This window comes from Enterobacter cloacae complex sp. ESBL7 (assembly GCF_041679625.1).
Classification (GTDB): domain Bacteria; phylum Pseudomonadota; class Gammaproteobacteria; order Enterobacterales; family Enterobacteriaceae; genus Enterobacter; species Enterobacter asburiae_B.
Window position 1 is genome coordinate 36,223 of the sequence record NZ_JBGORN010000004.1, and the last position, 26,088, is coordinate 62,310.

At 49.7% G+C, this 26,088-nt stretch carries 28 protein-coding genes; 13 read left to right on the forward strand and 15 right to left on the reverse strand.

The window, feature by feature from the left end; all coding sequences use genetic code 11:
* The first annotated feature begins 4 nt into the window (after positions 1-4).
* A complete protein-coding gene (lsrF, locus tag ACERY3_RS16100) occupies positions 5-892 on the forward strand; it encodes a 3-hydroxy-5-phosphonooxypentane-2,4-dione thiolase (protein ID WP_033146707.1) in 888 nt (295 codons plus the stop codon).
* On the forward strand, positions 889-1,182 hold the full coding sequence (gene lsrG, locus ACERY3_RS16105; protein ID WP_033146706.1) for a (4S)-4-hydroxy-5-phosphonooxypentane-2,3-dione isomerase: 294 nt from the start codon (positions 889-891) through the stop codon (positions 1,180-1,182). Before lsrF ends, lsrG begins: the two co-directional genes overlap by 4 nt.
* 92 nt (positions 1,183-1,274) lie before the next feature.
* On the opposite strand, the gene ACERY3_RS16110 is transcribed toward lsrG, so the two are convergent.
* Positions 1,275-2,123 carry a dihydrodipicolinate synthase family protein gene (locus ACERY3_RS16110; protein ID WP_058841618.1) on the reverse strand — a complete coding sequence of 283 codons (849 nt, stop codon included), beginning with the start codon at positions 2,121-2,123 and terminating at the stop codon, positions 1,275-1,277.
* Between the two features lie 12 nt (positions 2,124-2,135).
* Complete coding sequence (locus ACERY3_RS16115; RefSeq protein ID WP_058841617.1) at positions 2,136-2,822, reverse strand: B3/4 domain-containing protein; 687 nt, start codon at positions 2,820-2,822, stop codon at positions 2,136-2,138.
* A 42-nt stretch (positions 2,823-2,864) separates the two neighbouring features.
* On the opposite strand from ACERY3_RS16115, the gene ACERY3_RS16120 reads away from it, so the two are divergent.
* Positions 2,865-3,467, forward strand: a complete 603-nt coding sequence (locus tag ACERY3_RS16120) for a helix-turn-helix domain-containing protein (RefSeq protein ID WP_039260488.1) — start codon at positions 2,865-2,867, stop codon at positions 3,465-3,467.
* 83 nt (positions 3,468-3,550) lie between these two features.
* On the opposite strand, the gene ygjG is transcribed toward ACERY3_RS16120, so the two are convergent.
* The gene (gene ygjG, locus ACERY3_RS16125) at positions 3,551-4,930 is read right to left on the reverse strand and encodes a putrescine aminotransferase (protein WP_023309267.1); all 1,380 of its coding nucleotides are present in this window, start codon (positions 4,928-4,930) and stop codon (positions 3,551-3,553) included.
* A 435-nt stretch (positions 4,931-5,365) separates the two neighbouring features.
* On the opposite strand from ygjG, the gene ACERY3_RS16130 reads away from it, so the two are divergent.
* Both ACERY3_RS16130 and ACERY3_RS16135 read left to right on the forward strand, forming a co-directional pair.
* Positions 5,366-6,886 carry a PAS domain-containing methyl-accepting chemotaxis protein gene (locus ACERY3_RS16130; RefSeq protein WP_058841616.1) on the forward strand — a complete coding sequence of 507 codons (1,521 nt, stop codon included), beginning with the start codon at positions 5,366-5,368 and terminating at the stop codon, positions 6,884-6,886.
* Positions 6,887-7,223: 337 nt separating this feature from the next.
* Entirely contained in the window at positions 7,224-8,783 is a 1,560-nt protein-coding gene (locus ACERY3_RS16135; RefSeq protein WP_058841615.1) for a methyl-accepting chemotaxis protein, read from the forward strand.
* On the opposite strand, the gene ACERY3_RS16140 is transcribed toward ACERY3_RS16135, so the two are convergent.
* Complete coding sequence (locus tag ACERY3_RS16140) at positions 8,780-9,274, reverse strand: PadR family transcriptional regulator (RefSeq protein ID WP_029741394.1); 495 nt, start codon at positions 9,272-9,274, stop codon at positions 8,780-8,782. The genes ACERY3_RS16135 and ACERY3_RS16140 overlap by 4 nt on opposite strands.
* 148 nt (positions 9,275-9,422) lie before the next feature.
* Between ACERY3_RS16140 and ACERY3_RS16145 the strand changes: the two genes are divergently transcribed.
* Positions 9,423-10,187 carry a siderophore-interacting protein gene (locus tag ACERY3_RS16145; RefSeq protein ID WP_058841614.1) on the forward strand — a complete coding sequence of 255 codons (765 nt, stop codon included), beginning with the start codon at positions 9,423-9,425 and terminating at the stop codon, positions 10,185-10,187.
* Here the strand turns inward: ACERY3_RS16145 and ACERY3_RS16150 are convergent, their stop codons facing one another.
* Positions 10,188-11,357 carry a hypothetical protein gene (locus ACERY3_RS16150; RefSeq protein ID WP_058841613.1) on the reverse strand — a complete coding sequence of 390 codons (1,170 nt, stop codon included), beginning with the start codon at positions 11,355-11,357 and terminating at the stop codon, positions 10,188-10,190.
* 565 nt (positions 11,358-11,922) lie between these two features.
* Between ACERY3_RS16150 and ACERY3_RS16155 the strand changes: the two genes are divergently transcribed.
* From ACERY3_RS16155 to ACERY3_RS16175, 5 genes are all read left to right on the forward strand, one after another.
* Positions 11,923-13,239 carry a tyrosine-type recombinase/integrase gene (locus ACERY3_RS16155; RefSeq protein ID WP_373225976.1) on the forward strand — a complete coding sequence of 439 codons (1,317 nt, stop codon included), beginning with the start codon at positions 11,923-11,925 and terminating at the stop codon, positions 13,237-13,239.
* Between the two features lie 124 nt (positions 13,240-13,363).
* Positions 13,364-14,374, forward strand: a complete 1,011-nt coding sequence (locus ACERY3_RS16160; protein ID WP_373225978.1) for a hypothetical protein — start codon at positions 13,364-13,366, stop codon at positions 14,372-14,374.
* 92 nt (positions 14,375-14,466) lie between these two features.
* Positions 14,467-14,703: a helix-turn-helix transcriptional regulator gene (locus ACERY3_RS16165; protein WP_373225980.1), complete on the forward strand. Its 237-nt coding sequence runs from the start codon at positions 14,467-14,469 to the stop codon at positions 14,701-14,703.
* Positions 14,704-14,830: 127 nt separating this feature from the next.
* Positions 14,831-16,246 (forward strand): YfjI family protein, encoded by a 1,416-nt coding sequence (locus ACERY3_RS16170; RefSeq protein WP_373225981.1) that lies wholly within the window; start codon positions 14,831-14,833, stop codon positions 16,244-16,246.
* A 265-nt stretch (positions 16,247-16,511) separates the two neighbouring features.
* Positions 16,512-17,132 (forward strand): inovirus Gp2 family protein, encoded by a 621-nt coding sequence (locus tag ACERY3_RS16175; protein WP_373225983.1) that lies wholly within the window; start codon positions 16,512-16,514, stop codon positions 17,130-17,132.
* Positions 17,133-17,253: 121 nt separating this feature from the next.
* Here ACERY3_RS16175 and ACERY3_RS16180 read toward each other — a convergent pair whose 3' ends face one another.
* The 5 genes from ACERY3_RS16180 to ACERY3_RS16200 all read right to left on the reverse strand — a co-directional run bounded on the left by ACERY3_RS16180 (position 17,254) and on the right by ACERY3_RS16200 (position 21,127).
* The gene (locus tag ACERY3_RS16180; protein WP_373225984.1) at positions 17,254-18,045 is read right to left on the reverse strand and encodes a Bro-N domain-containing protein; all 792 of its coding nucleotides are present in this window, start codon (positions 18,043-18,045) and stop codon (positions 17,254-17,256) included.
* A gap of 212 nt (positions 18,046-18,257) precedes the next feature.
* Positions 18,258-18,770 (reverse strand): hypothetical protein, encoded by a 513-nt coding sequence (locus ACERY3_RS16185; protein ID WP_373225985.1) that lies wholly within the window; start codon positions 18,768-18,770, stop codon positions 18,258-18,260.
* Positions 18,771-18,898: 128 nt separating this feature from the next.
* Positions 18,899-19,549, reverse strand: coding sequence for a hypothetical protein (locus ACERY3_RS16190; RefSeq protein WP_373225987.1), 651 nt, complete (start codon positions 19,547-19,549; stop codon positions 18,899-18,901).
* Positions 19,546-20,439 (reverse strand): DNA-processing protein DprA, encoded by an 894-nt coding sequence (locus ACERY3_RS16195; protein WP_373225988.1) that lies wholly within the window; start codon positions 20,437-20,439, stop codon positions 19,546-19,548. The genes ACERY3_RS16190 and ACERY3_RS16195 overlap by 4 nt, the downstream gene beginning before the upstream one ends.
* 85 nt (positions 20,440-20,524) lie before the next feature.
* The gene (locus tag ACERY3_RS16200; protein WP_373225989.1) at positions 20,525-21,127 is read right to left on the reverse strand and encodes a DUF2913 family protein; all 603 of its coding nucleotides are present in this window, start codon (positions 21,125-21,127) and stop codon (positions 20,525-20,527) included.
* A 122-nt stretch (positions 21,128-21,249) separates the two neighbouring features.
* Between ACERY3_RS16200 and ACERY3_RS16205 the strand changes: the two genes are divergently transcribed.
* Positions 21,250-21,660: a hypothetical protein gene (locus ACERY3_RS16205; RefSeq protein WP_373225990.1), complete on the forward strand. Its 411-nt coding sequence runs from the start codon at positions 21,250-21,252 to the stop codon at positions 21,658-21,660.
* 84 nt (positions 21,661-21,744) lie between these two features.
* Entirely contained in the window at positions 21,745-22,167 is a 423-nt protein-coding gene (locus ACERY3_RS16210) for a hypothetical protein (protein WP_373225991.1), read from the forward strand.
* Positions 22,168-22,203: 36 nt separating this feature from the next.
* Here ACERY3_RS16210 and ACERY3_RS16215 read toward each other — a convergent pair whose 3' ends face one another.
* From ACERY3_RS16215 to ACERY3_RS16235, 5 genes are all read right to left on the reverse strand, one after another.
* Complete coding sequence (locus tag ACERY3_RS16215; RefSeq protein WP_373225992.1) at positions 22,204-23,349, reverse strand: PAAR domain-containing protein; 1,146 nt, start codon at positions 23,347-23,349, stop codon at positions 22,204-22,206.
* 71 nt (positions 23,350-23,420) lie between these two features.
* Entirely contained in the window at positions 23,421-24,122 is a 702-nt protein-coding gene (locus tag ACERY3_RS16220; RefSeq protein WP_373225993.1) for a hypothetical protein, read from the reverse strand.
* Positions 24,123-24,134: 12 nt separating this feature from the next.
* Positions 24,135-24,743 carry a Tox-REase-5 domain-containing protein gene (locus tag ACERY3_RS16225; RefSeq protein WP_373225995.1) on the reverse strand — a complete coding sequence of 203 codons (609 nt, stop codon included), beginning with the start codon at positions 24,741-24,743 and terminating at the stop codon, positions 24,135-24,137.
* Between the two features lie 22 nt (positions 24,744-24,765).
* Entirely contained in the window at positions 24,766-25,425 is a 660-nt protein-coding gene (locus ACERY3_RS16230) for a hypothetical protein (protein WP_373225997.1), read from the reverse strand.
* A gap of 52 nt (positions 25,426-25,477) precedes the next feature.
* Entirely contained in the window at positions 25,478-26,086 is a 609-nt protein-coding gene (locus ACERY3_RS16235; protein WP_373225998.1) for a Tox-REase-5 domain-containing protein, read from the reverse strand.
* Positions 26,087-26,088: the final 2 nt, after the last annotated feature.

Below are 26,088 nucleotides of genomic sequence, written 5' to 3' on the forward strand. Positions count from 1 at the left end.
GCAAATGGCTGATTTAGACGACATCAAAGACGGCAAGGATTTTGGCATCGGCACGCCGCAGCAGAATGTGCCGTACACCCTGAAGGGCTGCGGCTCGCTGGACTGGGGCATGCAGTCCAGGCTTGCGCGCATCTTCAACCCGCAGAGCAACCGCACGGTGATGCTGGCCTTTGACCACGGCTACTTTCAGGGGCCGACCACCGGCCTTGAGCGTATCGATCTCTCCATCGCGCCGCTGTTTGGCGAAACCGACGTGCTGATGTGCACCCGCGGCATCCTCAGGAGCCAGGTGCCAGCCGCGACGAACAAACCGGTGGTGCTGCGCGCGTCCGGCGGTAACTCGATTCTGGGCGAACTGTCGAACGAGTGCGTGGCGGTGGCGATGGAGGACGCGCTGCGCCTGAACGTCTGCGCGGTGGCGGCGCAGGTGTATATCGGCAGCGAGTTTGAGCATCAGTCGATCAACAACATCATCAAGCTTGTCGATGCGGGCGCGCGCTACGGCATGCCGACGCTGGCGGTGACGGGCGTGGGGAAAGAGATGGCGCGGGACGCGCGCTATTTCTCGCTGGCCAGCCGCATCGCCGCCGAAATGGGGGCGCAGTTCGTCAAAACCTACTACGTGGACGAGGGCTTTGAAAAAGTGACCGCCAGCTGCCCGGTGCCGATCGTTATCGCCGGGGGCAAAAAGCTGCCGGAGCACGAGGCGCTGGAGATGTGCTGGCGGGCTATCGATCAGGGGGCGTCGGGCGTGGATATGGGACGCAACATCTTCCAGTCCAGCGCGCCGCTCGCCATGCTGAAGGCGGTGAAAAAAGTGGTTCACGAGAACTGGAACGCCCGCGATGCGTTCCAGTTCTGGCAGGATGAGAAACAGGGAGAAGCAAAATGAACGTGACGCTGGTGGAGATCAACATTAAGCCCGAGCGGGTAGACGAGTTTCTGGAGGTGTTTCGCGCTAACCACGAGGGGGCAATCCAGGAGTCGGGAAACCTGCGTTTTGACGTATTGCAGGACCCGAGGGTGAAGACCCGGTTCTTTATCTACGAAGCCTATAAAGACGAAGAGGCGGTGCTGGCGCACAAGCAAACCCCGCACTATCTGGCGTGCGTGGATAAGCTCGAAGAGCTGATGTCGGAGCCGCGCAAGAAACGCAGTTTTGTGGGACTGCTGCCGGAGTAGCGGCTTTGCCCGGTGGCGCTTACGCTTACCGGGCCTACGGGGTGCGGGACGGTGCGGTAGGCCGGGTAAGCGTTAGCGCCACCCGGCGTTTTTCAGGCCAGATCCAGGCTGACAAATAACTTTGCAAGCGCTTCCCGCGGCTCACCCTGAAGCGCCTGTAACGGGAAAGGCAACGCAGGTGCAGCCACTTTTCCCATCATCTCTGCCGCCGCCGCGATAACCCGTAAGCTGCCGTAGCGACGGAACAATTCCCAAAGCGGCTCCAGCCGCTCGGATTGTGCCGACTCTTTCGAACGGGCAATCGCCAGCGCTGTTTGCGGAAACAACCCGCCGACCACCGAGTACCAGACGTCAAACCCGGCCTGCAGGGCGGAGGCCGCTCGCCAGTCACCGGCGATGCCCAGCGTGACGGTATCAGGAAGACGAGCGCGTACCTGCAACAGGTCCTCCGGCACGCGGCCAAGCTTAATGGACCCTATATTCGGCAGGGCCGCGGCGGCAAATAACAGTTCATCGCTAAACGCAAAACCGGTGGTGGCGGGATTATCATAAATGCACAGTGGTACGGAGAGCTGGCGGGTCACCGTTTCATAGAGAGTAAACACTTCGTCTTCCGTTAATCGCTGGTACGACACGGGTGCCAGCAGCACGCCGGAGACACCTGCCGATTGCGCGTCGTCAGCTAGACGCAGAATATCGTCCAGCCGCAATGCGCCGATGCTGACGATGACCGGAATGTCATCAGCATGCGCCACCGCGCAGCGTGCGATCCGACCGCGCTCTTCAACGGTCAGATAGGCGTAACTTCCCGTTGAGCCCAAAATGCCCAGTGAATCCATACCAGCGTCGACCACGGGGCGCAGAAGATTGATGAAGGAGTGCTCGTCAAACGTCCCCTCTTTCAGGGGGGTTAACGGAAACGCGCTTAACCCGTGAAACATCGTGTTGTCCTCCTACAGCGTCAGCAACTGAACCCGAGCCGTGGCTCCCGGCATCAGCCGCTGCAGGTTGTTGACCAGTTCTTCTCCTGCCTCTTCCAGTGCCGCAAGGGGCATCGACGGCAGGCTTTCAAGAATAAACCACATGGATTGCGCCTGGCTGTCCAGACGGGTACGCACCCCCTGTCGCCAGTTCCAGCGGCGGCAGGTGACGCCGAGATCGTCGCGCCAGATAACCTCGCCCGGTTCCGGATGTTCCATCACTGGTTGTCCCTCTTTGAAGGTATCAAACGGCTCGCTGCCGTCGGCCAGCGTCAGACGCGGCGCACCCGAATACGCCGCGAGATTTTCCCCGCCCACCGGAATGGCATAGCGAATACTCACCGCGTTATAGATATCTACGACCGGATCCAGCGACGGCAGCGAACCGTCTTTCAGTACCCGCTTGCGCAGGGCAGATGCCGAGCAGGGCGTGCGTTTCGGTTTCGCGCCGAAGGCTTTAAACACCTCATCCCAGTCTGAAAGGTGTGCATCAGCCCATGGCACATCATCATTCAACATCTGCTGGCAGGCCTGCGCCAACGCGGCGGGCGCAACCTCGGGGTGGGTTATCGGCGCAGCTTCAACCAGAATGCTCAGCGCCCGAAAGCCCGGGGCAATCCCGGCAAGATGCGAATCTATTGACGGCGTAACGAGAGACATAAATAATCCTGTATTGACTGTTTTATACCATGGTAGTGACCAATGACTGATAAAGTCAATATAATGACTTCGCAGGGTGCCGATGTTGCCCTGGTAAGCCTGGCCGTGGCAAACCGCATACGCAACTGGCGCAAAGAGAAAAAGCTGTCTCTGGACGAGTTGTCCCGCCGGGCAAGCGTTAGCAAAGGCATGCTGGTGGAGATCGAAAAGGGCGCAGCCAACCCCAGTATCGCCATCTTGTGCAAGCTGGCCGCCGCGCTCGGCATCTCCGTAGCGGATATCGTCAACGTATCCAGCGAGCCGCTGGTGCACGTTATCGAAGAGGCCGCGATTCCGGTGCTGTGGCAGGGCGCACAGGGTGGACGCGCCAGACTGCTGGCGGGAACCGCAGGCCCGGATATGATTGAGCTATGGCAGTGGGAGATGCAGCCGGGAGAGCGCTTTACCTCTCCGGGGCACCCGGCGGGAACCTTTGAGCTGCTGCACGTGAACGAAGGCGTTTTAACGTTGACGGTGGATGAGACGGTGACCCAGGTTAACGCTGGCGCATCGGCGGTGGCGAAAACGGAAGCGGCGCACGGATATGCGAACGAAGGCGATACCGTGCTTCGCTTCACCATGACGGTGGCGGAATTTCACCGATAAAAAGCAGCCCGGTGGCGCTACGCTTACCGGGCCTGCATGCAGTATTTTGTAGGCCGGGTTAGCGTAGCGCCACCCGGCGCTGATTACGCCTCTTCCACACTTATTCGCAGCGCTGCCAGCGCTTTACGCGCCGCTTTCAGCACCTGCTCGCACTGCTCAATCGTCAGCGTCAGCGGCGGTTCAATGCGGATGGTTTTCGAGTTGTTGAGCGTTCCGGCGACCAGCACCCGCTGGCGGAACATCTCGCTCGCGAAGCTATAGCCGGTTTCGTTATCGACAAACTCAATCGCCATCAGCATCCCTTTGCCACGCGCGTCCTGCACCAGGTCCGGATACTCCCGGCCTAGCTGACGGAAGCCGTCCAGCAGCATGTCGCCTTTCTGCTCCGCCTGCGCGGGCAGGTTTTGCTCCAGCAGCACGTTGATGGTTGCCAGCGCGGCCGCACAGGCCAGCGGGTTACCGCCAAAGGTAGTGGTATGCAGGAACGGGTTGTCGAACAGCACCGAGAAGACCTCTTCAGTCGCAACCGTCGCACCAATCGGCATCACGCCGCCGCCGAGCGCTTTCGCCAGGCACAGGATGTCCGGCTGCACGTTTTCGTGCTCGCAGGCAAACATCTTGCCGGTGCGCCCCATGCCGGTCTGGACTTCGTCGAGGATCAGCAGCGCGCCAAACTCATCGCACAGCTGACGCACGGCGGGCAGATAGCCCTGCGGAGGGAGGATCACGCCGCCTTCACCCTGAATCGGCTCCAGGATCACCGCCGCCACGTCATCGCCGGTTTTACGGCATTCGCTCAGCACGGTGCGCATGGCGTTAATGTCGCCGAACGGCACGTGGCGGAAGCCCGGCAGCAGCGGCATAAACGGTTTGCGGAAGGTGGATTTGGCGGTAGCAGACAGTGCGCCCAGGGATTTACCGTGGAACGCGCCGCTGGTGGCGATAAAGGTGAATTTTCCGCGCGGCGACTGGTACGCTTTGGCGAGTTTAATCGCCGCTTCGACCGATTCCGTGCCGCTGTTGCTAAAGAAGCTGTACTTCAGTTTGCCGGGCGTTAAGGCCGCCAGCGTTTTCGCTAGCATGGCGCGAAGCGGGTCGAGCAGTTCCTGGCTATGGAGAGGTTGTTTCGCAAGTTGATTCTGTACGGCGGAAACCACAACTGGATTACGGTGCCCCACGTTGAAGATACCAAAACCACCCAGGCAATCGATAAACTCCTGTCCCTGGGTGTCGACAAGCGTGTTAAGACTCCCCGCTTGCCATTCTACGGCTCCGTAATCCCCGCCGGCGGTAACAGATTTGCGATACTCCAGAAAACCTGGATTGACGTGCTCTTTAAAGTAATCGATGACCTCTCGGTTAAGTTGTTTCATCTCCTCATGATCGAGCGTTCGCTTCTCAATGAGATTCAGTGCGTGCGCGGTACAGGCAAGAGCCGAGGCGCTGGAAGGTAACCTGTTCAAAATGTGCTCCCGGGGATCGCGTATCACATGATACTGGTTTAAGTATTGCAGGGATTACGCCACTTCAGATGACTTAACGAAAATCGGGATAAACGCCAGGTTAAAATAATGTTGCACAATATTTAATCATGCCGGAGCAACCGAAACGGGATTTAGCGGTACAGGACAAAAAGGGTAAATGAGGCCGGAAAAGCGCATCTGCACTAAAGAAGTGCATTGGCTGCAACTTAAGTGGGCATTAACTGGTCATGCTTTATAGGTAATTTCTTTGCGAAAGTATTTGAAATCAATGAATTATAAAATAGTACAAAAAGTATGGTTTAAGTGAAATCTGCGATCTTCATCAAGTTTAACAACTAAAGATAAATTGTTTACCGCCGAAAAAACATTGACCCACAAAATTAACATTCAAATAACCTGCAAGGGATGCCCACGATGTCCTCTCCAACCTATGTCACCCAGAATGAATATTCTCTGGACGATGACACCACCTTAATGTCTACCACAGACGTCCACAGCTACATCACACACGCCAACGACACCTTTGTGCAGGTGAGCGGCTACCAGCTCGATGAGCTGACGGGCCAGCCGCACAATCTGGTCCGCCACCCCGACATGCCAAAAGCCGCGTTTGCCGATATGTGGTACACGCTGCAGCAGGGCGAGCCGTGGAGCGGAATTGTCAAAAACCGGCGCAAAAACGGCGACCACTACTGGGTGCGTGCGAATGCGGTGCCGATGGTGCGCCGCGGGCAGGTGACGGGCTATATGTCCATTCGCACCAAAGCCACAGCCGAAGAGATTGCGATCGTGGAGCCGCTTTACCGGGCGCTGAACGACGGGAGCTGTAAGAAACGCGTGCACAAGGGGCTGGTGGTTGGAAAAGGCTGGCTGGGTAAACTGCCGGCAATGCCGCTGCGCTGGCGCGTGCGCAGCGTGATGGCGGCGCTTTTTGCCGTTCTCGCCGCCACGCTGGTCGCGACTTCCGCCGGGTGGATGCCGCTCGTAGCTGCCGCGGTGGTGATGCTGCTGGGGACGCTGCTGTTTGAGCAACAGATTGTCCGCCCGGTAGAGAATGTGGCGCGACAGGCCCTGAAGGTCGCAACCGGTGAGCGCAACAGCGTGCAGCATCTGAACCGCAGCGACGAGCTGGGGCTGACGCTGCGCGCGGTCGGGCAGCTGGGCCTGATGTGCCGCTGGTTAATCAATGACGTCTCGAGCCAGGTAGTGAGCGTCCGTGACGGCAGCGACAGGCTGGCGCAGGGAAATGAAGATCTGAACGATCGGACGCGTCAGACCGTGGCGAACGTGCAGCAGACCGTCGCAACAATGAACCAGATGGCCGCTTCCGTTCAGAGTAACTCTGAAACTGCCGCCGAGGTGGATAAACTCTCCGTGGCCGCGAGCAGCGCGGCGACGAAAGGGGGCAACGCGATGCAGACCGTGGTCAAAACCATGGATGACATTGCCGACAGCACGCAGCGAATTGGCTCGATTACCTCCCTGATTAACGACATCGCTTTCCAGACCAATATTCTGGCGCTGAACGCGGCGGTTGAAGCGGCAAGGGCAGGAGAGCAGGGAAAAGGTTTTGCCGTGGTCGCGGGCGAAGTTCGCCATCTCGCCAGCCGCAGCGCCAGTGCCGCCAATGATATTCGTAAACTCATTGATGCCAGCGCCAGCAAGGTGCAGTCCGGCTCTGAGCAGGTTCACGCCGCAGGCCGCACGATGGATGATATCGTGGTGCAGGTGAAAAACGTGACGCAGCTTATCGCCCAGATCAGCCACGCGACCTCCGAGCAGGCCACCGGGCTGTCAGAGTTGACCCGCGCGGTGGCTGAACTCGACAGCATCACGCAGAAAAACGCCGACCTGGTCGAGGAGAGCGCCCACATTTCTGCAATGGTGAAGCACCGCGCCGGACGCCTCAAGGATGCGGTGACTGTGCTCCACTGAGTCAGTAATGTTCCAAAAAAGCCGTTTATACCGTAGGGAATAAACGGCTTTTTATTTTTCTGAATGTGACTATTAATGTGGTTTATTGTTAATCTAATATTAAATAACTAAAGAAAGTGCCTCAGTTATTTATTCCTGCCTAAGTCAGTTCTTCAGAATGCTATTTCGAAAATACCCCGTTTGACGGTCTGGTAACGATCGATGAGGCCATATTAATAGCCTGCACCTATGCATTGCGGGGGTTATGAAATAAAAAAACGATCAAACTCATAAAGTTAGCGAAATCGTTACCGATAACAGCGATCGTCTGAGAAATAATCACATCGATGGAGAAAATATGTTCTTACATGACGTAAAGATCGGCACGAAATTATTTCTGGCGTTCGGGTTCTTTATTGTCCTGATGGCCATCAGTGCGAGCCTGTCTCTGCTGAGTCTGGACCGGGCTAATAACGGGATGCAATCGATTATTACCAGTGATTATCCGACCACGGTAAAAGCGAACCAGCTAATCGATAACTTCCAGGAATTTATTAGCACTCAACAGCTGATGCTGCTGGACGAGCAGGGCACCTATACGGGGCAATCTCAGCAGCGCCTGAAAGAGATCAGCGAGCACATCACGGTGATCCTGGGCGAGCTGAACAACGCGTTGCAGGATCAAAAGTCTCAGCAGGTTCTGGCGGAGATCCGCAGCGTGCGCCAGCAGTATCTGGACTCGCGCTACCGCATTCTGCAGGCGGTGCAGAACAACAATCGTGCGGGCGCTATTCAGGAGATGATGACCACCACTCTCGCCGTGCAGCAGGCATATAAAGCGAAGGTGAAGGAGCTGATTACCATTCAAAACAGCGAGATGCAGAGTGCCGGCGCGCAGGTGGAAGGGGATTTCAGGTCTAACCGTCTTCTGCTGATCCTGCTCACGCTCTTTAGCGTCGCGGCAGGCAGCCTGATTGGCTGGTTTATCGTGCGCGCTATCACTCGTCCGCTCGGCGAGGCGGTGCATTTTGCAAAAGCCATTTCTGAGGGCGATCTCACGGGCAGCATCACGCCACACGGTAAAGACGAAACGGGTCTGCTGCTGCATGCGCTGATGGAGATGAAAACGCGACTGCTGGACATCGTGCAGCAGGTGCAAACCGGCTCGGAGAATATCTCCAGCGCAGCCGCGCAGATTGTCGCCGGGAACCAGGATCTGGCCGCGCGTACGGAAGAGCAGGCAAGCTCCGTTGAACAGACCGCCGCCTCGATGGAGCAGATCACCGCAACGGTGAAAAATACCGCCTCGCATACCGGGGAAGCCACCAACCTCTCGGCGGATGCCGCCACGGTGGTCAAAAACAACGGCGAGATGATGAAGCAGGTGACCAGCAAAATGCGCCTGATTAACGAGACGTCGAACCGGATGTCCGACATTATCGACCTGATCGACGCCATTGCTTTCCAGACCAATATTCTGGCGCTGAACGCGGCGGTGGAAGCGGCGCGCGCCGGCGAGCACGGTCGCGGCTTTGCGGTGGTGGCGGGTGAAGTTCGCCAGCTTGCCCAGAAGAGCGCGTCATCTGCCAGCGAAATCCGCGAGCTGATTGAGAGCTCTACCAGCCAGACCCAGGACGGGATGAACCTGGTTGAAAAAGCGAGTGCGTTGATTAACGGGATGGTCGGCAACGTGGAAGAGATGGACGTGATTCTGCGCGAAATCCGCCAGGCCAGCCACGAGCAGACGGAAGGTATCTCGCAGATTAACAGCGCGATTGGCCTGATTGATGCCACCACCCAGCAGAACTCCGCGCTGGTGGAGGAGTCCGTCGCGGCGGCAGCATCGCTTAACGAACAGGCGATGCACCTGAAGGAGCTGGTACGCGTCTTCCGCGTGAGCGAGCACGCTCCGGCTTAGTCCAGCTGGGAGATCTCGAGCGCCGCGCGGTCAATAACGCCGATAATCTGCTTGAGCTGCGCGTCGCTGAGCTCTCCCTGATTCACCTTCAGGTCTAACACCGCTTTGAAGTTATCCAGCGCCCGCTTCATCTGCGGGTTTTTGCGCAGCTGAAAACCGACGGAACGCGCTTTGATACGCACCTGGATCTGTTCCAGCTGCTCCCGGTTTTCGTCCAGCCAGCGTTGTCCTTCAGCGGTAATTGTAATCGTCTTACGACCGTTCTCTTCTTCCGTAATGGTGATAAAGGTTTGATCCTGAAGATAATCCAGGGTCGGGTAGATCACTCCTGGGCTCGGGGTGTAATTCCCCTGGGTTAGGTTCTCGATCTCTTTTATCAGCTCGTAGCCGTGGCTCGCGCTGCGGGTCAGGATATCCAGAATCACCAGCCGCAGATCGCCATGGCCGAAAAAGCGCGGTCGGCGCCCGCCGCTGTCGTGTTCGTGTCGCATAGTAGCTCTCTCAATTTGATATATCTAAACTATATCTAAGATATATTCAGATGCAATCTAAAAGATCTTGCATTTTTACTTATTAGTAATCATTATCATTTGGATAATTGATTTAGATATATCGTATTCACCAGAGAAGGGGCTAAAAATGGCATCTACCCGTTACCCACAGCGTGTTCGTAATGACCTGCGCTTTCGCGAGCTGACGGTGCTCCGCGTTGAGCGCGCCAGCGCGGGTTTCCAGCGCATTGTTTTAGGCGGCGAGCAGCTGGAGGGCTTTAGTTCCCGCGGTTTCGACGACCATACAAAAGTCTTTTTCCCGGCCCCGGGGGCGGTGTTTGTGCCGCCGGTGGTCACCGATGAAGGCATCGACTGGGGCGACGGCGTACGTCCTCAGACGCGCGACTACACGCCGCTGTACGACGAGGCAAACCATGAGCTGGTACTCGATTTCTTCGTTCATGACGGCGGCATTGCCAGCCGCTGGGCGGTCGAGGCGAAAGCGGGAGACAGGCTGACCATCGGCGGTCCGCGCGGTTCGCTGGTGGTGCCGGAGGATTACGCCTGGCAGCTGTACGTGTGCGACGAGTCCGGCATGCCCGCGCTGCGTCGACGCTTAGAGAGCATTGCTAAACTGCCGGTTCGCCCGGAAATTCATGCGATTGTGACGGTCGGAGACGATTCTTATAAGGCGTATCTGGCGCACCTGAGCGAATTCAGCATCACCTGGGTTGTAGGCCACAGCGAGCAGGCGGTAGCGGACCATCTGGCGGCGCTGGCCGTTCCTGGTGAAGATTACTTCATCTGGCTGACCGGGGAAGGGAAGGTAGTGAAGACGCTGAGCCGTCAGTTTGAAACCGACGCGATTGACCAGCAACTGGTGCGTGCCAGCGCATACTGGCACGCCAAATAATCAGGCGGCGGAATCCAGCTGCGCTTCGCTCACCTGATGTTCGAGCGAGGCGCGGACCTCGTGCAGGGCTTTCTCCTGCTGAGCGAAGTAAGCTTCCATATTGTTCAGCGACGAGACCAGAAGCCAGGACTCCTCTTTCTCCAGCTCCGCCAGCTCGTTCACTAAAATGTCGATTTGCTCGCGAACCTGCGCCATTTTTTTGCGGATACGTTCCAGATCGTTCAGCCTGTCGCTTGCCATTAATGGCTCAAAGCCCTGCTGCAGGCGGGCTACCAGTGAGCGAATGGTTTTAACGTCGCCACGCTGCTTCGCCTGGTTGAGCTGGACCATCATCGCATTAGCTTCCTCTTTCAGGTCGTCCGCCACCAGATCCGGATGGCAGAGCTTGCTCGCCTGCCGCCAGAGGCGCTTGAGCTCGTTCCGATCCTCTTCCGAAAGATCCTTGCCCTTGCGCAGCCGCACTTCGGCATCGTGATGCTGCTCGCGATACTTCTCGTACTCTTCGTTAGCGTCGTCGCGCGCCTGACGCGCAGGCTCCTCTTCGCGCGTTAAGCCGCTCTCCAGCTCCAGCGCTTCGGCTAGCAGGTTGGCAATCAGATTGCTTTGCTGTTCCAGATGCTTACGCGCCTCAGCGGCCTGCACGGAGTCGGCCGGGAGATCGCGCCAGCGCTGGGTGAGCGTCGTCAGCACTTCTACCGCCTGCGCCATATAGCGCTGGCAGCGACGGTAATCTTCCTCGCGACGACGCGCTTCCGCCTGCTGACGGCGCAGATTGAGCTCGGCCAGCTTTTTACGCAGGGCGAGGATCTGCTGCATCAGCGGCCCGAGGCGAGAAAAATAGAGATCGTTGAACTCATCAAGCTGCTGCACCCGGGCGTTGCGCCGGTCAATCAGATCGCGTAGACGCTCTTCCAGCGCCTTCAGCTCCAGCTTGCTGGCGGCCACCTGCGGATCTCGCCACTGGGTTACGGCGCGCTGGCCCTGCAGCCAGGCGGTAATTGCCGCCATCGCAGCGGTGTAGTTCTTCTCCTCAAGCGCCACGACGATTGCCTGTAGCTCATCGTCAAACGCTTCATTTTTCAGGCGTGTCAGCTGGCTCTGGATGATGTCGTTATCTTCCAGTTCAATGGCATTTTTAATGATTTCTAGCCGTTTGATCGGTGTGCTCATGATGCCTTTCGCTTTGGCGCTTAAGTATTTGAGTTAAGGTTAGTTGTTGTAAAAGCTACAGGAAATAATACACACGGATGATGATCGGCGCGATGGGGGATTTCTTTAGTTTTTAGGGTTTGTGAGGGTGAGCGGCAGGCCGGGCTACGTGTGATTGATTCCGAATGTGCTCGCATAGGGTGCAACAAAAATCAGAGGCGGGATACAGCCTGGCGAATGCCTGGGGAAAAGTCAGGGGACAACAAGGGGGCATCCATCATTCGCCCAACAAAAAAGCCACTCAATCGAGTGGCTTAATCATATGATTCTAAAACTAAAATTTGGTGGCCCCTGCTGGACTTGAACCAGCGACCAAGAGATTATGAGTCATGAAATTGGCATGTTTCTAATTGTTCGCCATTGGCGCTCTATGTATTTTTAATTATTTATTATCAATGCATTATGAGGTTGTTTCTGTTTCTAATTGGTTCTCTTATCTCCCCATTGTACTATCGTTACCTGACCCATTACCTGACCCAAAATGGGCGCTGGGTCAGGTAACGATTATTTTCAGAAAGGTAACCTCATGGCCGCTAATCTTACCGAGACTGCTATACGTGGATTGAAGACAAAAAGCACGTCGTACTACGTGTGGAGCAACACCGCTCAGCGTGGTACTGGCAGGCTTGGCGTCAAAGTTCAGCCTTCAGGCAGCAAAGTTTTTTATTTCCGTTACTACATTGATAAAGGGAAGAAAGAGAAATTCATTCAATTAGGCATCTGGCCGGAGATGAAACTGGTGACGGCCAATGAGCTGGCGAAAAAGTACGGGGCCTGGCTTGTTGAAGGAAAAGAACCTCAGCAAGAGCTTGAGCAACAACGCCTGGCCGAGCAACACATCATGCAGCTTCATAGTTCGCAGGGATCGTTTAAAGAACTGGTACACGGCTATGTTAACAAGATGAAGCTCGACAATAAGCGGACCTGGGCCGATGTACTGAAGCGTCTTGAAAAAGAGTGCTATTCAATCATTCCTCGCGAGACCAAAGCGAAGGATGTAACACCTTTACAGATCAAAACGATCTTGTCTGGTATCATCCAGCGTGATGCGGTGGTTCATGCTAACCGCATTCGTTCCTACCTGATGGCGGCATTCAACTACGGTCTTAAAGCCGATAACGATCCGATGAATACCAGCGTGGGGATTACGTTCGGGCTTGAAGTTAATCCGGTATCGGCCATACCGAAGCAGTCCTCGGCGGAGAAAGTGGGTGATACATGGTTAACGCTGGATGAGCTACGCTTTGTCATGGAGCAGTTCGCTCAGGCAACTAACGTTGGACCGTTAATGCAGCATCTTATTCGCTTCTGTGTTTATGCTGGCGGGCAGCGCCCGTTTGAAATGATTGCGAGCCAGTGGAGCGCGATTGACTGGCAGCAAAAGACGTTACTGGTCATAGCTGATGTATCGAAAAACAAGCGTGAGCACCTGATTCCGCTGACTGAATCGGCACTACAGGAATTAGCCTCAGTGAAAGAGCTGACGAAGGAAAGTAGCAGTCCCTATATTTTTCCTCTATCGACCAACAGTGAGCGCCCGGTGCGTACCGATAGTCTGGCGCGTTCCATCATGTATTTTCGTGCCTTTAATCCCGAGTTTAAAGTTTTCACGGCACGAGATTTACGTCGTACTTGTAAAACGCTGATGGGGGAGGCGGGGATCAGCAAAGAGATCCGCGACCGTATCCAGAATCACGCTTTGAATGACGTCAGCTCGAAACACTATGACCGTTATGATTATCTGACTGAAAAGCGTAGGGCGCTTGAGATTTGGGAGGCGCGGGTTAACAGCTATCAGCGACACCAGGAAAACAATGTGGTAAGTCTCTTCAAAAGAACATAATGAGTTATGCTTCTGAGTCGTGAAATAGAAGATGGAGCACTTTTTGGGGGCGCTTGCTATGTCAGGCGCCACTTAATTTGTTATTATCGAAAAATGATAAGTGTCCGCCTGATGAGAGAGAGAAATGAATTCTAATTTTTTTTCGTTGTCAAAAATAACTGAACAGCATATCGTTCAGAAAATATTGGATGCATGGTTTTCTAAACGTATACAACTTTTTTTGTATTTTTGCGGGAATGGCAAAAAATGTAGATTGTCTCGATGTATTTCGCCTTCGCTGCATTTGAGCGGAGAGCAGGTTATTAGTAATGGGGATGAATTTTACCTGTCAGAAGACAGTAATGCACATTCAATTTTAAAGTTCATTCCTGACCTGCCTCTAAAATCGCATTTGAAGATAACTAAAGAGTTTAAAATATCAAGATCAATTCGCGGGGAGTATTTCAATTATGAGTATTCTGGTACTGCATTTGGGTATTGGGTTGTTGTCCCGACGGAAATATCAGCCTTTAATAATGGTAATTACATCCTCACTGATAAAGAGTCATTTAGTCTTAAGGCTGATTCATCCGGGGCAGTATATGTCTATAGCGTTTACGATGAAGACTATTTGATTTTTGAAGGTCATAACGGCATCAATAATAATGATCTCTACATCGATGTTAATGTATTAAAATCTCTTTTTCCTTCTTTCAGCTCGGACTATGAATTTGATGCCGTAAGCGTTGATAAAAAAACACTCAATGCGATCTTTGAAACAAAAAAAGAGAATTTTGCACTTTGTTTACTCATGCATGAAACCGTCGTGAGGAACAATGGTGTTCCTGTCGTCAGTAAGTTTAAGGTTGATTATGATAACATGTGGGATGCGAACATATCAGAAAGTACACTTTTGGAATGGTTTGAAAAACCTGGAGCATTTACAGATAAAAGGCAAAGAATTACCAACGAAAAAAGAAAAGGGTTATATTTGTTTATAGAGCTTTTCAATCAAAAATACCTAAGTAGATCCAAGGGGAAAGCCCCTGTCATTACAGATGAACTCAACAAATTGGCAGCTTCGGACGATTTTCAGTTTCCGGTAGAATTTACTACAAGTGATGTCAGAAAATGGCTTAAGAAACCCAAAAACTAACCTCTTACTAAGCGCATATCCAAAAGTGCGTCACTTCCCAAATCTTCCGTCCTAAAACATGATTGCTTCCATCGAAACCACAGGAGGCAATCATGCACAATTCTTTTACTCAACCGACACCCGAGCAGCGTTTACAGGCTTTACAGAACTATGGTGAGACTTCAGATCGTCTGGTTCGTGAACGCGAGCGCCAGCGTATCACATCAGTATCACGATCTACAGCATGGAAGCTTGAACGGACGGGGCAGTTCCCTTTACGTAAGTCTATTGGGCCGAAATCTTGCGCCTGGTTGCTGAGCGATCTGCTGTGCTGGATCAGTATTCGTTAATCAAAAAGTCGTGTTTTCGGTTCGTTTATCTTTAATGAACACGGTTTCATCTTGCTATTTCCGCTACTAATAGCGGAATAGCCACTAAGGTGAAATAAATTTATCCTTAAGCTATACAGAGGCTTTCATGCTTATTAGTCGTCCATTCCCTGTACAAGTACTGCCATTGATTATCAGAAATGCGGTTTATGAGGTAACTCAAAATACACAGGCACCATTAGCGCTAGTTGCCGCATCAGCCCTTGGTACTATCTCCCTTGCCTGTCAAAACGGGATTGATGTTTGCAGGTTTAATCATTTGCGTAGTCCCGTATCATTGTTTTTATTAACACTGGCTGATTCTGGAGAAAGGAAAAGCAGTGTGGATAAAGTATTGATGAAGCCGTTGTACGACCTAGAGGAACAAAAATTTATACAATACATGGGAGATTATGAAGTCTGGGAAAGTGACATGCAAGTGTTTAATACCCAACAAAAGGCGTTAACATCAAAGCTGAAATCGGAGATCAGGCGAAATAAAGATTTCTCTGCGACTGAAGCACAATTAAAAGTTCTTATGGAAAACCGTCCGGAAGAGCCTGTAAGGTACAAGTTGATGTTTAATGATGCCACTCCAGCTGCTATTAAACAGTTTCTCTGTGGTAAATGGCGGGCTATTGGCATAACGTCCGATGAAGCAGGCACCATATTCAAAGGTCATACACTAAATGATCTGCCTTTCATCAACAAAATGTGGGATGGCTCAACATTTTCAGTGGAAAGGAAATGTAGCCCGGAACAATTCATTAAGGATGCCAGAGTTACTCTGTCTGTAATGTTACAACCTGTTATTTTTAGAGCGTATCAGGAGTGCAATGGCGAGATGGCTAAAGGGATAGGTTTTTTTGCCCGCACCCTGATTTGTCAGCCAGACTCAACCCAGGGGTACAGGAAAATTACCAGCCCAGTGACTTCAACCGAACATTTACCAGTATTCCACCAACGATTGATGGAGATCATCACTGAAAATATGATCCGACATGATGAAAATAAACGGGAGTGCCTCATTTTTTGTCCTGAAGCGGAACAACGAATGATTGAGTTTTATAATAAAGTTGAATCCGAGATGGGGATGCTTGGCTTTCTTTCTGACTTCAAAGACTATGCTTCTAAGGTCGCAGAGAATATGGCGAGAGTGGCAGCTTTGCTGCACTACTTTGAGGGGAGTGGCGGAGATATTTCACTCATTGCCGTAGAAGCGGCCATCCAGATAATTTCATGGTACGTGGACGAGTATATCAGGCTGTTCTCACAACACCAGGAATTGACACTTGTCGGCTCAGAGGCAAACGATCTTTACTGTTGGATAAAAGAGTATTGCGTTAGAAATATGATTCCCTACCTCAGGAAAAACACGATATTGCAGTATGGTCCTAATCGGTTCAGAAACAGAGCGACAGTGAACGAATTACTAAGCACCCTTTATTCACAGCGTAAGATAATGGCTGCGAAGCGAGGTAAAACTATATTTATCCAGCCTGTGGAGACCACTGATTTGGTGTGAACTCATCAGGAATATTATTTTTTCTTGAAGCTAATTGCAGAGTAATTTTATAACAGCCATCACAGGCTGGGGCTACCTTAGTCTCAATTTTAGATGTAGGAAAAGGTATTATAATGGCTAACCTATAGATCAACAATATCAAGTGTACTGATCACAGTGTTAACCATTATTACCAGTATATACCTCCAGAGCGAATATAGCCCTACCTGTATGGCTACTAACCTAATACGGTCCCTACCGTGGACCAACCACATAGGTATATATTATGAAAACATACTTAGGATCACACGGATTACACAACGCTGATAATCTGGACACAATACTTGAGGTGCTTGGCTATGCCACCAACGAATTTACCAGCGTTACTGCTGTGCGTGTCGATACTCATTATCCCTCAATACTGGATAACGGTGACACCATCAGCTGCTTCCCTAACCTTTCACCCGGAGCAATATCCCGGTTCATTAATGCCTTAAATGCGATGCTGACAGCCAGTGAGCATCGTAGAAGACGTAACGGTGTACGAGTCCACCCAAATACCCTGCGTAGCATGTGGGCTAAAGAATACAGCCAGTCAGGGAAATGCCACTTTCACATTTGCCTGGTATTCAACGAACAGGCTTACAAGCAATTAGGCGATGACAAACTCGATACCACCTTGCGAATGATGATCACCCGCGCCTGGTACAGTGCGTTAGGTCTGGAGGTGGAGGACTGTCCTGGTCTGGTCCACTTCCCGGAAAACTGCCGGTATATTCTTGATCAAAACTCTGCAGATTATATTTATGAGTATGGAGAACTGGTGCACCGTCTGGATTACCTGACCAAACTCGACAGCAAGATTTACGAAGAAGGGGAACGTAACTTCGGTGGTAGCCGTAAGTAACCCCCCGTAATGGGCCTTCTCTGCGTGGGAAGGCTTTTTTACATGAGGGATAAGTACTATAGCTGTTCTGCATGACTCGAGCCATTACTGACTTCCCCACACCTCATTGCAAACACACAATTTAATTTGGTGTAATCTTTCCGCTTTCGGTCATTATAGCTATCGCCTCGTCAATAGTCTGCGTTGTAAAGAGTGAGTTTTCTCTACAGTCCTTGCGAATCACTTTCCTGTTTTTTTGTATAGAAATATTTTCGCACCAGGATAACGTCTCGATGACATGCTTTTCTTCCATGCTCATGTCCAAAAAAGCGAGACGGCTATCAAGGGATTGCATGTCTTCGGTGACAGCTGAAGGAGCCGATTCTAAGAGGTTCAAACGACTTTCAACATCAGCAACCTTACCTTTAACCCGCGAGACGTCTTCTGCTAATTTTTCATGGTTATGAATTGCATCAGCAAGTGCTCGTGAGTTTTGAGCAAGTATTTCTGCCATTTGCGCGAGGGCAGATCCTTTCGCTTCTGGCGGAGGTGGGTATACTCCATGTTTAGTCAACGATGGTATGACTTCATGGAATAACCATTTTTGAAAGCGTTTTCCAGCAGCACTTCGGTCACTCGACATTACTCGGTACAAACCAGGTTGGGTGACAAAGATCTCTTTTTGACCGTCAAAAACACCATTTTCAGCATCAGTGGTAATATACTCATCAGGATCAAGAGCCTGTAATTGTGCTCTGATAATTCCTACCATCGATTTTACTGTGTAGTCAGCGTTTATTTCCCTGTTTTCTTTATTCAAAGTGACTAAGACGTCTCTCAATGAGATATATAAGATCTCGCCAAGGATTAACGTTCTGAGATCGCTTTCTCCAGTCTCACCACGGTAACATATCCTGGTCAGGTTACTATTCATCGTTCCTCACATCACAAATAATGGACGTATAACGGACTAGTATACTGATGGTAATCAACGATCTCTAGACCGATTTTTAGCTTAGGGTAATGGTTCAAGTGGCACCATACATCACAACGCACTTTGCATGATTAAACGCCACAGTAAGATTACCTCGCCCGATTGACTGTGACGCTCATTTTCGGTCGAACGAACAAAGTATTCTTGTCCGTTTAATTCGCTGCCTGACCGATTGTTATTGTCGAACTCAGCAACACTTCCATAAGCGAACCCCGTTTTTCGTGACTTGCAAGGTGAGGATCGTCATCAATTCTCAGCCCCTTCCAGTAGCGGAGATAGTAATAGCCGAACTCACGGTAGTCCCGTGGGAACTGTTGATCCAACCACGTCATATCGAATTTCACTCCTGGTTCCTGCGAGTGCACCTCAAAGATGGGAACATGTTTCTCCAGATTGCTGCGAGTGATATACCTGCGGGCATCCTCGATGGACTCAACAACAAAAAAAGAATTGAGGCGTGAGGGTAACATCAGATTTTTTAATTCAGGGTTACCTGTTCTGAATAATTCAAGCCAGAATTCACGATATGCGGCCTCCCCAAGTAAATGAGTTTGGGGAGGAATGGTTTGATCAGAAGGAAAGTGTTCAATTCCAGCGCGGCGAAACTGTTTCCAGTACACGGCACCAAATTCAGATGTTGTCTGTGCCGATAACTCAATTTTCATTCCTGGGCGTAATCGCCTGGACATGTCAACGTGAAAGAAAGTATGCAATGGAAAATAATCCTTAATAGTGAAATCCTGTTTACTGTAACTCACTTATGGTCTGATGCCTGTAGGCCTCTGTTATCGTCTCAGTCCAGCAAATCAAACAAGCTTGCCACATCCGCATCCCGTGCGGTACGCGCCACAAAAAGCCCCTGAATGTTCGAGTCTGGCAAATGCTGCTGCAGAAAGCGCTTCATGGCTTTGAAATGGCTACCGGCGGTGAGTACATCGTCAAATATGAGAATATTATTTCTGACACCATTGCACAACGTGTTATCAAAACGATAATTCGCCATAATCTCATCCGGTGTCGGACGATTGGCTGCTGAGGCGTGGGAGGCTACGGTGGAAACGTTCTGCGAAACCAGCTCCCGGTAGTCCATCGCCGGATTCAGTGCCTGCGCAGTACGCAGGATAGCCGTCATACGGTCATCGTAAGCTGCATCGGTACGGCATCGGGATGGTGGGACAGGAACGAAGGTAAAGGCGTCAAGATTACCGATCGTTGACGTGATCATCCTGGCAACACGTTCTATCGCGATCCCTTTGTAGCGGTAATCCTGGAACCCACGACGCTCGTTACCTTTCTTCAGGTTCATTATCAACTGATTGGTTTCGCTGTAGGCCGCACCTTGCCGGGCCGTGTACTCACCGAAGAAATAACACCGATCACCTTCTTCCAGATGATAATGCTGCTCGCGGATCAGTTCATCAATGCGCGTAAGACGAAGCGTCACCGAAGGTTTCTCCTGATATCTTCATAATCCTTCACCCTTATTGCGCCCTGCGCTTCAAACCGTGCAGGCCAGGTGATAGACGGGTTCTGGAAACAGGACTCCAGGATAAACAGCTTACGCCCCTGCGCCAGCGCTGCGCGAGCCTGTGTCAGCGTACCTGATGTTTCCGAGGCTTCGATGATAATCGTCGCTTCCGTCAGCGCCGACATCGTGATGTTACGCTCCGGGAAGAAAATCCGGTTGCTACGGTAATCTTGCTCCAGGTAACGCTGGAACGGCACCTGACTGATAAGCAGGTAATTGTCGCGTATGGTCTGCTGTAGGTCGCTGTTCTGTTTGGGATACTGATGCGAAAGCGGTGTACCGATAACCGCAATGGTTTTACCACCGAGCGCCAGTGCAGTTTGATGTGCGTTGGTATCAACACCTTCCGCCAGACCAGAGACGATAGTAAAGCCGTCCTCTACCAGGCACTTAACCAGTTTACGGGTACGTCTGGCCCCTTCGTCTGACACTTTTCTCGAACCGACCACTGCAACCGAGCGGGTATTTACCAGATCCCACCAGCCCTGGTAGTAGATGACTTCTACCGGGTTACGTGCGTCTCTCAGCTTTTCGGGATATTCACCAGCACCATGCACCCGTATACCAATGTTTTCAAGGGCGTAACGGGACATAATCTCTTTCAGACGAGTTTTGAACGCGGCGATGGTACTGCCAGCCACCAAATCTGAAGGTACAGCGCCTTCTGGTGCTTCACGGAATTTATCAGCGATCGTTTTGAACGTTGCGCCTTTTTCGGACCATAACGCTTCATACGCCGCCATTTCCTCGAAAGGAGAGATGGCACGTTCAAAAGGATCAGGGCTACCGAAATCAAGTTGCGACATAGGCGTTCGACTAAAAGTGTTAGAAACCAGTGGTAACTGTAGTGTACCCGCTTTATCAGGGCTGTAAACCCATGGTCAGCGAGTCTTAGCGCCAGGCTAACAACTGGTACACGAAATAGCCGTTGTCATCAGGCAACCGTTCAGCGTGCAGATGGCATTGTGCCAGCAGCGCAGGGATGCCGCTGATATCGCCAGTAAGTCGTAACTCCATCGGCCTGATGAGTTCACCTTTTTCGGTGAACACCTGATGCAGCTCGTCTTTCGGCGTGTAGATCGCACAGGCATTACCCGCTAATTTAACTTTATCTTCCCATTCTTTTGCTGAAACCAGCCAGTCAATCCAGCCCATTGTCCGAAGCGTGTCGATCATATACGTAAAGCGAAACAGCGTGCTTTGCTGCGTAAGTGCACCAGAGCTTGCGAGCCAGATGTACTCCACTTTACTGTAAAGCCTCGCGGATGGCCCGTAGCGCTTCCCTTGCTCCTGCAGCCAAATAATGTCCTGCGCTAACGTTATGGGAAACAACTTGCGCTTTTGCGCTGTCAGCAACCACTGCATAATGAACATATGCGTCTGCAGGGTAGAGTGCACCTTGCCTTGTTGTCTGGCAAGGCCAACGGCCACCAGTATGCACCAGGCAAGGTGTGCAAGTTCTTCAGTTGGGCGTTCAAGGGATGTTACTGTCAAATGAAACTCCGGTGGTTTTTAAACAACAGCCTAACAATGAAAAAATAAAGATTAGTAACAAATAACATAGTGCAAGATAATTAAAACTTCATTATGGTATTATATTTTAACGGGGCAGCACAATGAGGTTACTATTAATATCTATGCTGATCAGTTCAACTGCCTTGGCTGCGGATGGATCAGATCTTTTTTATTGCCATAGTGATAACAACACTATAATCACTGCGACTAAAAAAGGTGATAAATTAGTCGTAAGATTTGGTGGTAAAGAATTTAAATCAATGGAAACCATTCAGCAAATAAAAAGAAAGCATCAAAAAGACTATAATGAAGCTATAAAAGAAGGTGCAGATGACTTTGGTATGTTTGAATTTACAACTATTGATTCATTTGTCTCGATAGGTAGTGGGCTTGATAAGTCAGATTACTCTGATGCAATGAATCGAGTAGCTATTGTTGATAAGAAAACAGGGAGCACTCAAACATATTGGTGTAGTAATGATGATGCTAATAATCTGGACTCAATAAAATAAAACTGTGCCATTAGTTTACATTTTTTATATTTGCATTTGGCTATTGTTGATATTTTATTTTTTTAGTCACAAGAAAAGGAGATAATGATGAGGTTTTTATTTCTTTGCCTAGCCTTTATTATTTTTTCAAACTCTGCTTTAGCAGAAAAAAATAACAATCTTTTTTCCTGTACGGCGACAACGGGAGAAAAAATAAAGGTGTTTAAGTATAATGGTAAATTCAGGGTTTTAATTGATAAGCAAGTAATTGATTCAAGAGATTCAATTAAAAATATGGGAGAGGATATCATCAAGAATGATCCTGATAATTTTAATTACATGGAGTTTAATGCAATAAATTACTATATAACAGTTGGGAACTTAAGTAATAAGAATGGTGATGAATCATTAACAGTGTCATCATTAAAAAATGGATTGCCATCATCCAAAAATAAAAAATATATATGCATGCAAGATTACGAGAACAATATATCAAGTTTAGTCGATGATTTTTTGGCAACAAACTGATAATGAGGCGACGAATGTGAAACTCGTCGCTTTAAATTATAACTCATTGATTTTATTGCTTAATGACTTTCTAATCACTTCATGATTTTTATCATTTGGAGTTAGCTTTAATGCTCTGCGATATCCTGCAAGAGCTTCAATTGTATTTTTTTCTGTACCTTTATATTTGGGATGATGTGGGTCATGCCATAAGCCCCACTCTTGAGAGTACACACGGTTATCATAAATTTCACTTTCTTCAAATTTAAACGTATCATTTGTACAAAGTTTATTCAAATGTTCGGCTTTTAATATTTTAACAACTTTATTGAAAGAGGATAAGCGTGATTTATAGCCATTGAATCCACCGTTTATTCTTGCTGTTACATAGATGAAATCATCTTTTTCCGCCTTATCATTTAATTTTAATAAATCAGAGTAAGCCCAAACTCCTGAAATAATACAGTTTGGTATTAATGTTAATTCGTCAGGATTATTTTCAGAATCAATATTTGCATATTGTGAGTATTTTGTGTAATTATCTTTGTGTGTCAGCATTAATATTCCTCGTCCATAATACGGTGCGTATTTTTTTGTTTTCCCTCCAATCTCAGCCATATATTTAAACTCACCAGTTTCGCCACACGCCTGCGATAAAAAGTGTGCTTTAGCACGGCACGTAGTGATCCCATGCCATGGCATCCACAAGTTAAGTGAATCCAGGTATGCACGAAGCGTGCTCTCATCGGTGACACCAGTGGCAATTAATTTGAATTCCGCCATTGTGATATCCCGATCACAGGCACAAGTAGAAGGTAATTTTTCTTCCTGATGTTTCACGGGTTTATGCGCGGTTTGAGCATGCTGTGGTGTACCTAAATCAAATACTGAAGCCCGCATAGCTGAAGGGCTCAGGACCATGTGATCGGTGCTGTATTTTGCTTTTACACAGGAGGGAAGTAATTCCGCCATGCAGGGGCAGGTGCTCTTACTGTGAATGGAGCCAGCCAGACCGATGCCTTTGTAAGACATTTTAGGAACGGACCCCATTATCTGATAAACCTTGCCATCCTTCCCGCACGTTACAGAATCTCCCGCTCTCGCGACAGGCAACCCAAGTATAGTAAACTTATCCTGGCTTGGAAAAATCACCCCGCCGCACGTTGTCCTGTCGTACTTTCTCAAAAAATAACCGGTTGACATTCAAACCTCGTTTATCAATGTTTCTGAGTGTACAGCCTGCATTAATGGCAAGCTGTTCAATTCCCTAACCATCAGAATATTTTTTTGTACGTTGGCAGAATGTCATGCGCCACCAGCGCGATCTCAAGATCGTTGGATAACGTAATATCGGCCTTGTTCGAACCATCAAAGAAATCCCGTTTGGTCACGAACAACGTACCGACAGGTTGACCTTCTCGTTTGATAGAGTGCATCTGTTTAGGAAGATTTATCGTCTTTTCATCGTAGCTTTTATCGATGTAGAACATCCACCCGACAGGGAGACGATCCGGGAATACCTGAGACTCATGCAGACTGTATCCATTCGTTTCCAGCCGTAGAATGTGCGGTGAAATTTTATCGATTATCTTCAATACAAATTGAGAAGCGAAATTCATTGCTTCTGCTTCATTTTTATAACAATAATTTATTTCGTATGAAAATTTATTTACATCACCTTGTATATAGTTCCCAAATTTAATTGAGTCTTCATTCAAACTCCATATTGCAGATGTAACAAACGGAAGATCATCTTTCAGATAGTTTGTCATAAGCAGCATGGCATCATCTGACAGCTCCCCGTCATGAAAAATTTTGCATTTCATGGCATCTTCTTTTGATTCTCCGGGCAGGAACCAGTTTTCTTTACCGCATATTCCATTATACAATTCAACTATCTGATTCAATCTGTTAAGAATGTCGCCAGGGTTGTTAGCAACTTCTTTTATAAAGAAAATCAGCTCCATTACTTGCATAATTTAGTGCTCCTATGGCGTGTAGAATACAGTGATATTAGGTAGCATATTTAATGATTTTTTATAGTAGGCGTAGCTAATTGGCTGCATACAGTGCCAGTGGCATTCGGGAATACCATCACACAGATTCAGTGCCCCTTGCTGTCTTTTTGCCTGATTTTCTGTATCGAAAACCCCTTTGTACCAGGGCTTCCCATTCTTATCAAAAAACTGGTCCAGCTTTCCCTTAGCCTCTAAAAACAGGCACTCAGCCGGTTTCCACCCATCAAACTTCACCTGCTTTGTTGAGTTTGTCAGCCCCGGATGGCGAAATGCGTATTCTTCCACGGTGGTTGTACCATCGCTGTTGTGCATGCTGTAGGTGCCACAAATCCGCATCTGATAATTCAGACTGACTTCTTGTTTCTCACTAAATGGTGCCTGAATTGGTGAGACCCAGGGGATAGCCGGGCATTTCTCACAGGGTTTGGTGGACTCCGCTGCCGTAACTTTCCCGGCAGTGTCTTCGTTCTCCCCCTCGTTCACCCTCTGACTTGCCACGCCTGCGCCAATCGTGACACCAAGCGCGGCGGCCAGCGCTTCTGCGGCTTCAGCTAATGCTGGTATTACTGCAAATATCATGGTGATTCATGTCCTTTAATCATCAGAATATTTTTTTGTACGTTGGCAGAATGTCATGCGCCACCAGCGCGATCTCAAGATCGTTGGATAACGTGATATCTGTTTTGTTAGAACCATCAAAAAAATCCCGTTTGGTCACGAACAATGTACCGACAGGTTGACCCTCTCGTTTGATAGAATGCATCTGTTTGGGGAGATTTATCGTCTTTTCATCGTAGCTTTTATCGATGTAGAACATCCACCCGACAGGAAGACGATCAGGAAATACCTCAGATTGATGTAAGCTATAACCGTTTGTTTCAATTTGAAATATATGTGGTTCAATTTTATCAATGATTTTTAAAGCGATTTGAGATGTAAAGCTTAAGGCGTTTTTTTCATTTGTAGCGTAATGAACCATTCTGTATTGAAAGCACGCTATATCACTTTGGATGTAGTTTTCGAATTCAATGGAATCATCGTTTCCACTCCAAATCCGTGTCCCGGCAAGTGGGAAGTCAGGTAGTTTATTTGTTAACAACTGTATTGCATCACTGGTGATATCATTGCCATGAAAAATAAGCTTTGTCATGGCATCCTCTTTGTTTTTCCCTGTTAAAAACCAATCAGCAGAGCCATTTTCTTCAGTGTATAACTGTACGAGTTGATGTAATCTTTTAAGAATTCCATCAAGACTGTTCATCTTTTCTTTGATAAATAGGGTGATCTCAATTTTATACATGAGGTGATTTGTCCTATGGCGTGTGGAGCACAGTGAATCGGGGATATTTTCGGAATATTTTGCTGTAGTAGGCAAAACTCACCGGCTCCATAAAATGCCAGTGACATTCAGGGATCTCATCACACAAGATCAACGCGTTTTGTTGTCTTCTGGCCTCATCTTTCGTATCCTGGTCGCCCTCGAACCAACTATAGGGCTCTCCGTTTTTATCAAAGAATGAGTCATATTTTCCCTTTGCCTCTAAAAACAAACACTCCGCCGGTTTCCATCCATCAAACTTCACCTGCTTTGTTGAGTTTGTCAGCCCCGGATGGCGGAAGGCATACTCTTCAACGCTGGTTTTTCCATCGCTGTTATGCATACTGTAGCTTCCGCAGATCCGCATCTGGTAGTTCAGACTCACCTCACTACCGTTAAAGGGCTCCTGAATCGGTGAGACCCAGGGGATAGCCGGGCATTTCTCACAGGGTTTGGTGGACTCCGCTGCCGTAACTTTCCCGGCAGTGTCTTCGTTCTCCCCCTCGTTCACCCTCTGACTTGCCACGCCTGCGCCAATCGTGACACCAAGCGCGGCGGCCAGCGCTTCTGCCCCTTCCACCAGGGCGGGTATAACAAAAAGCATAC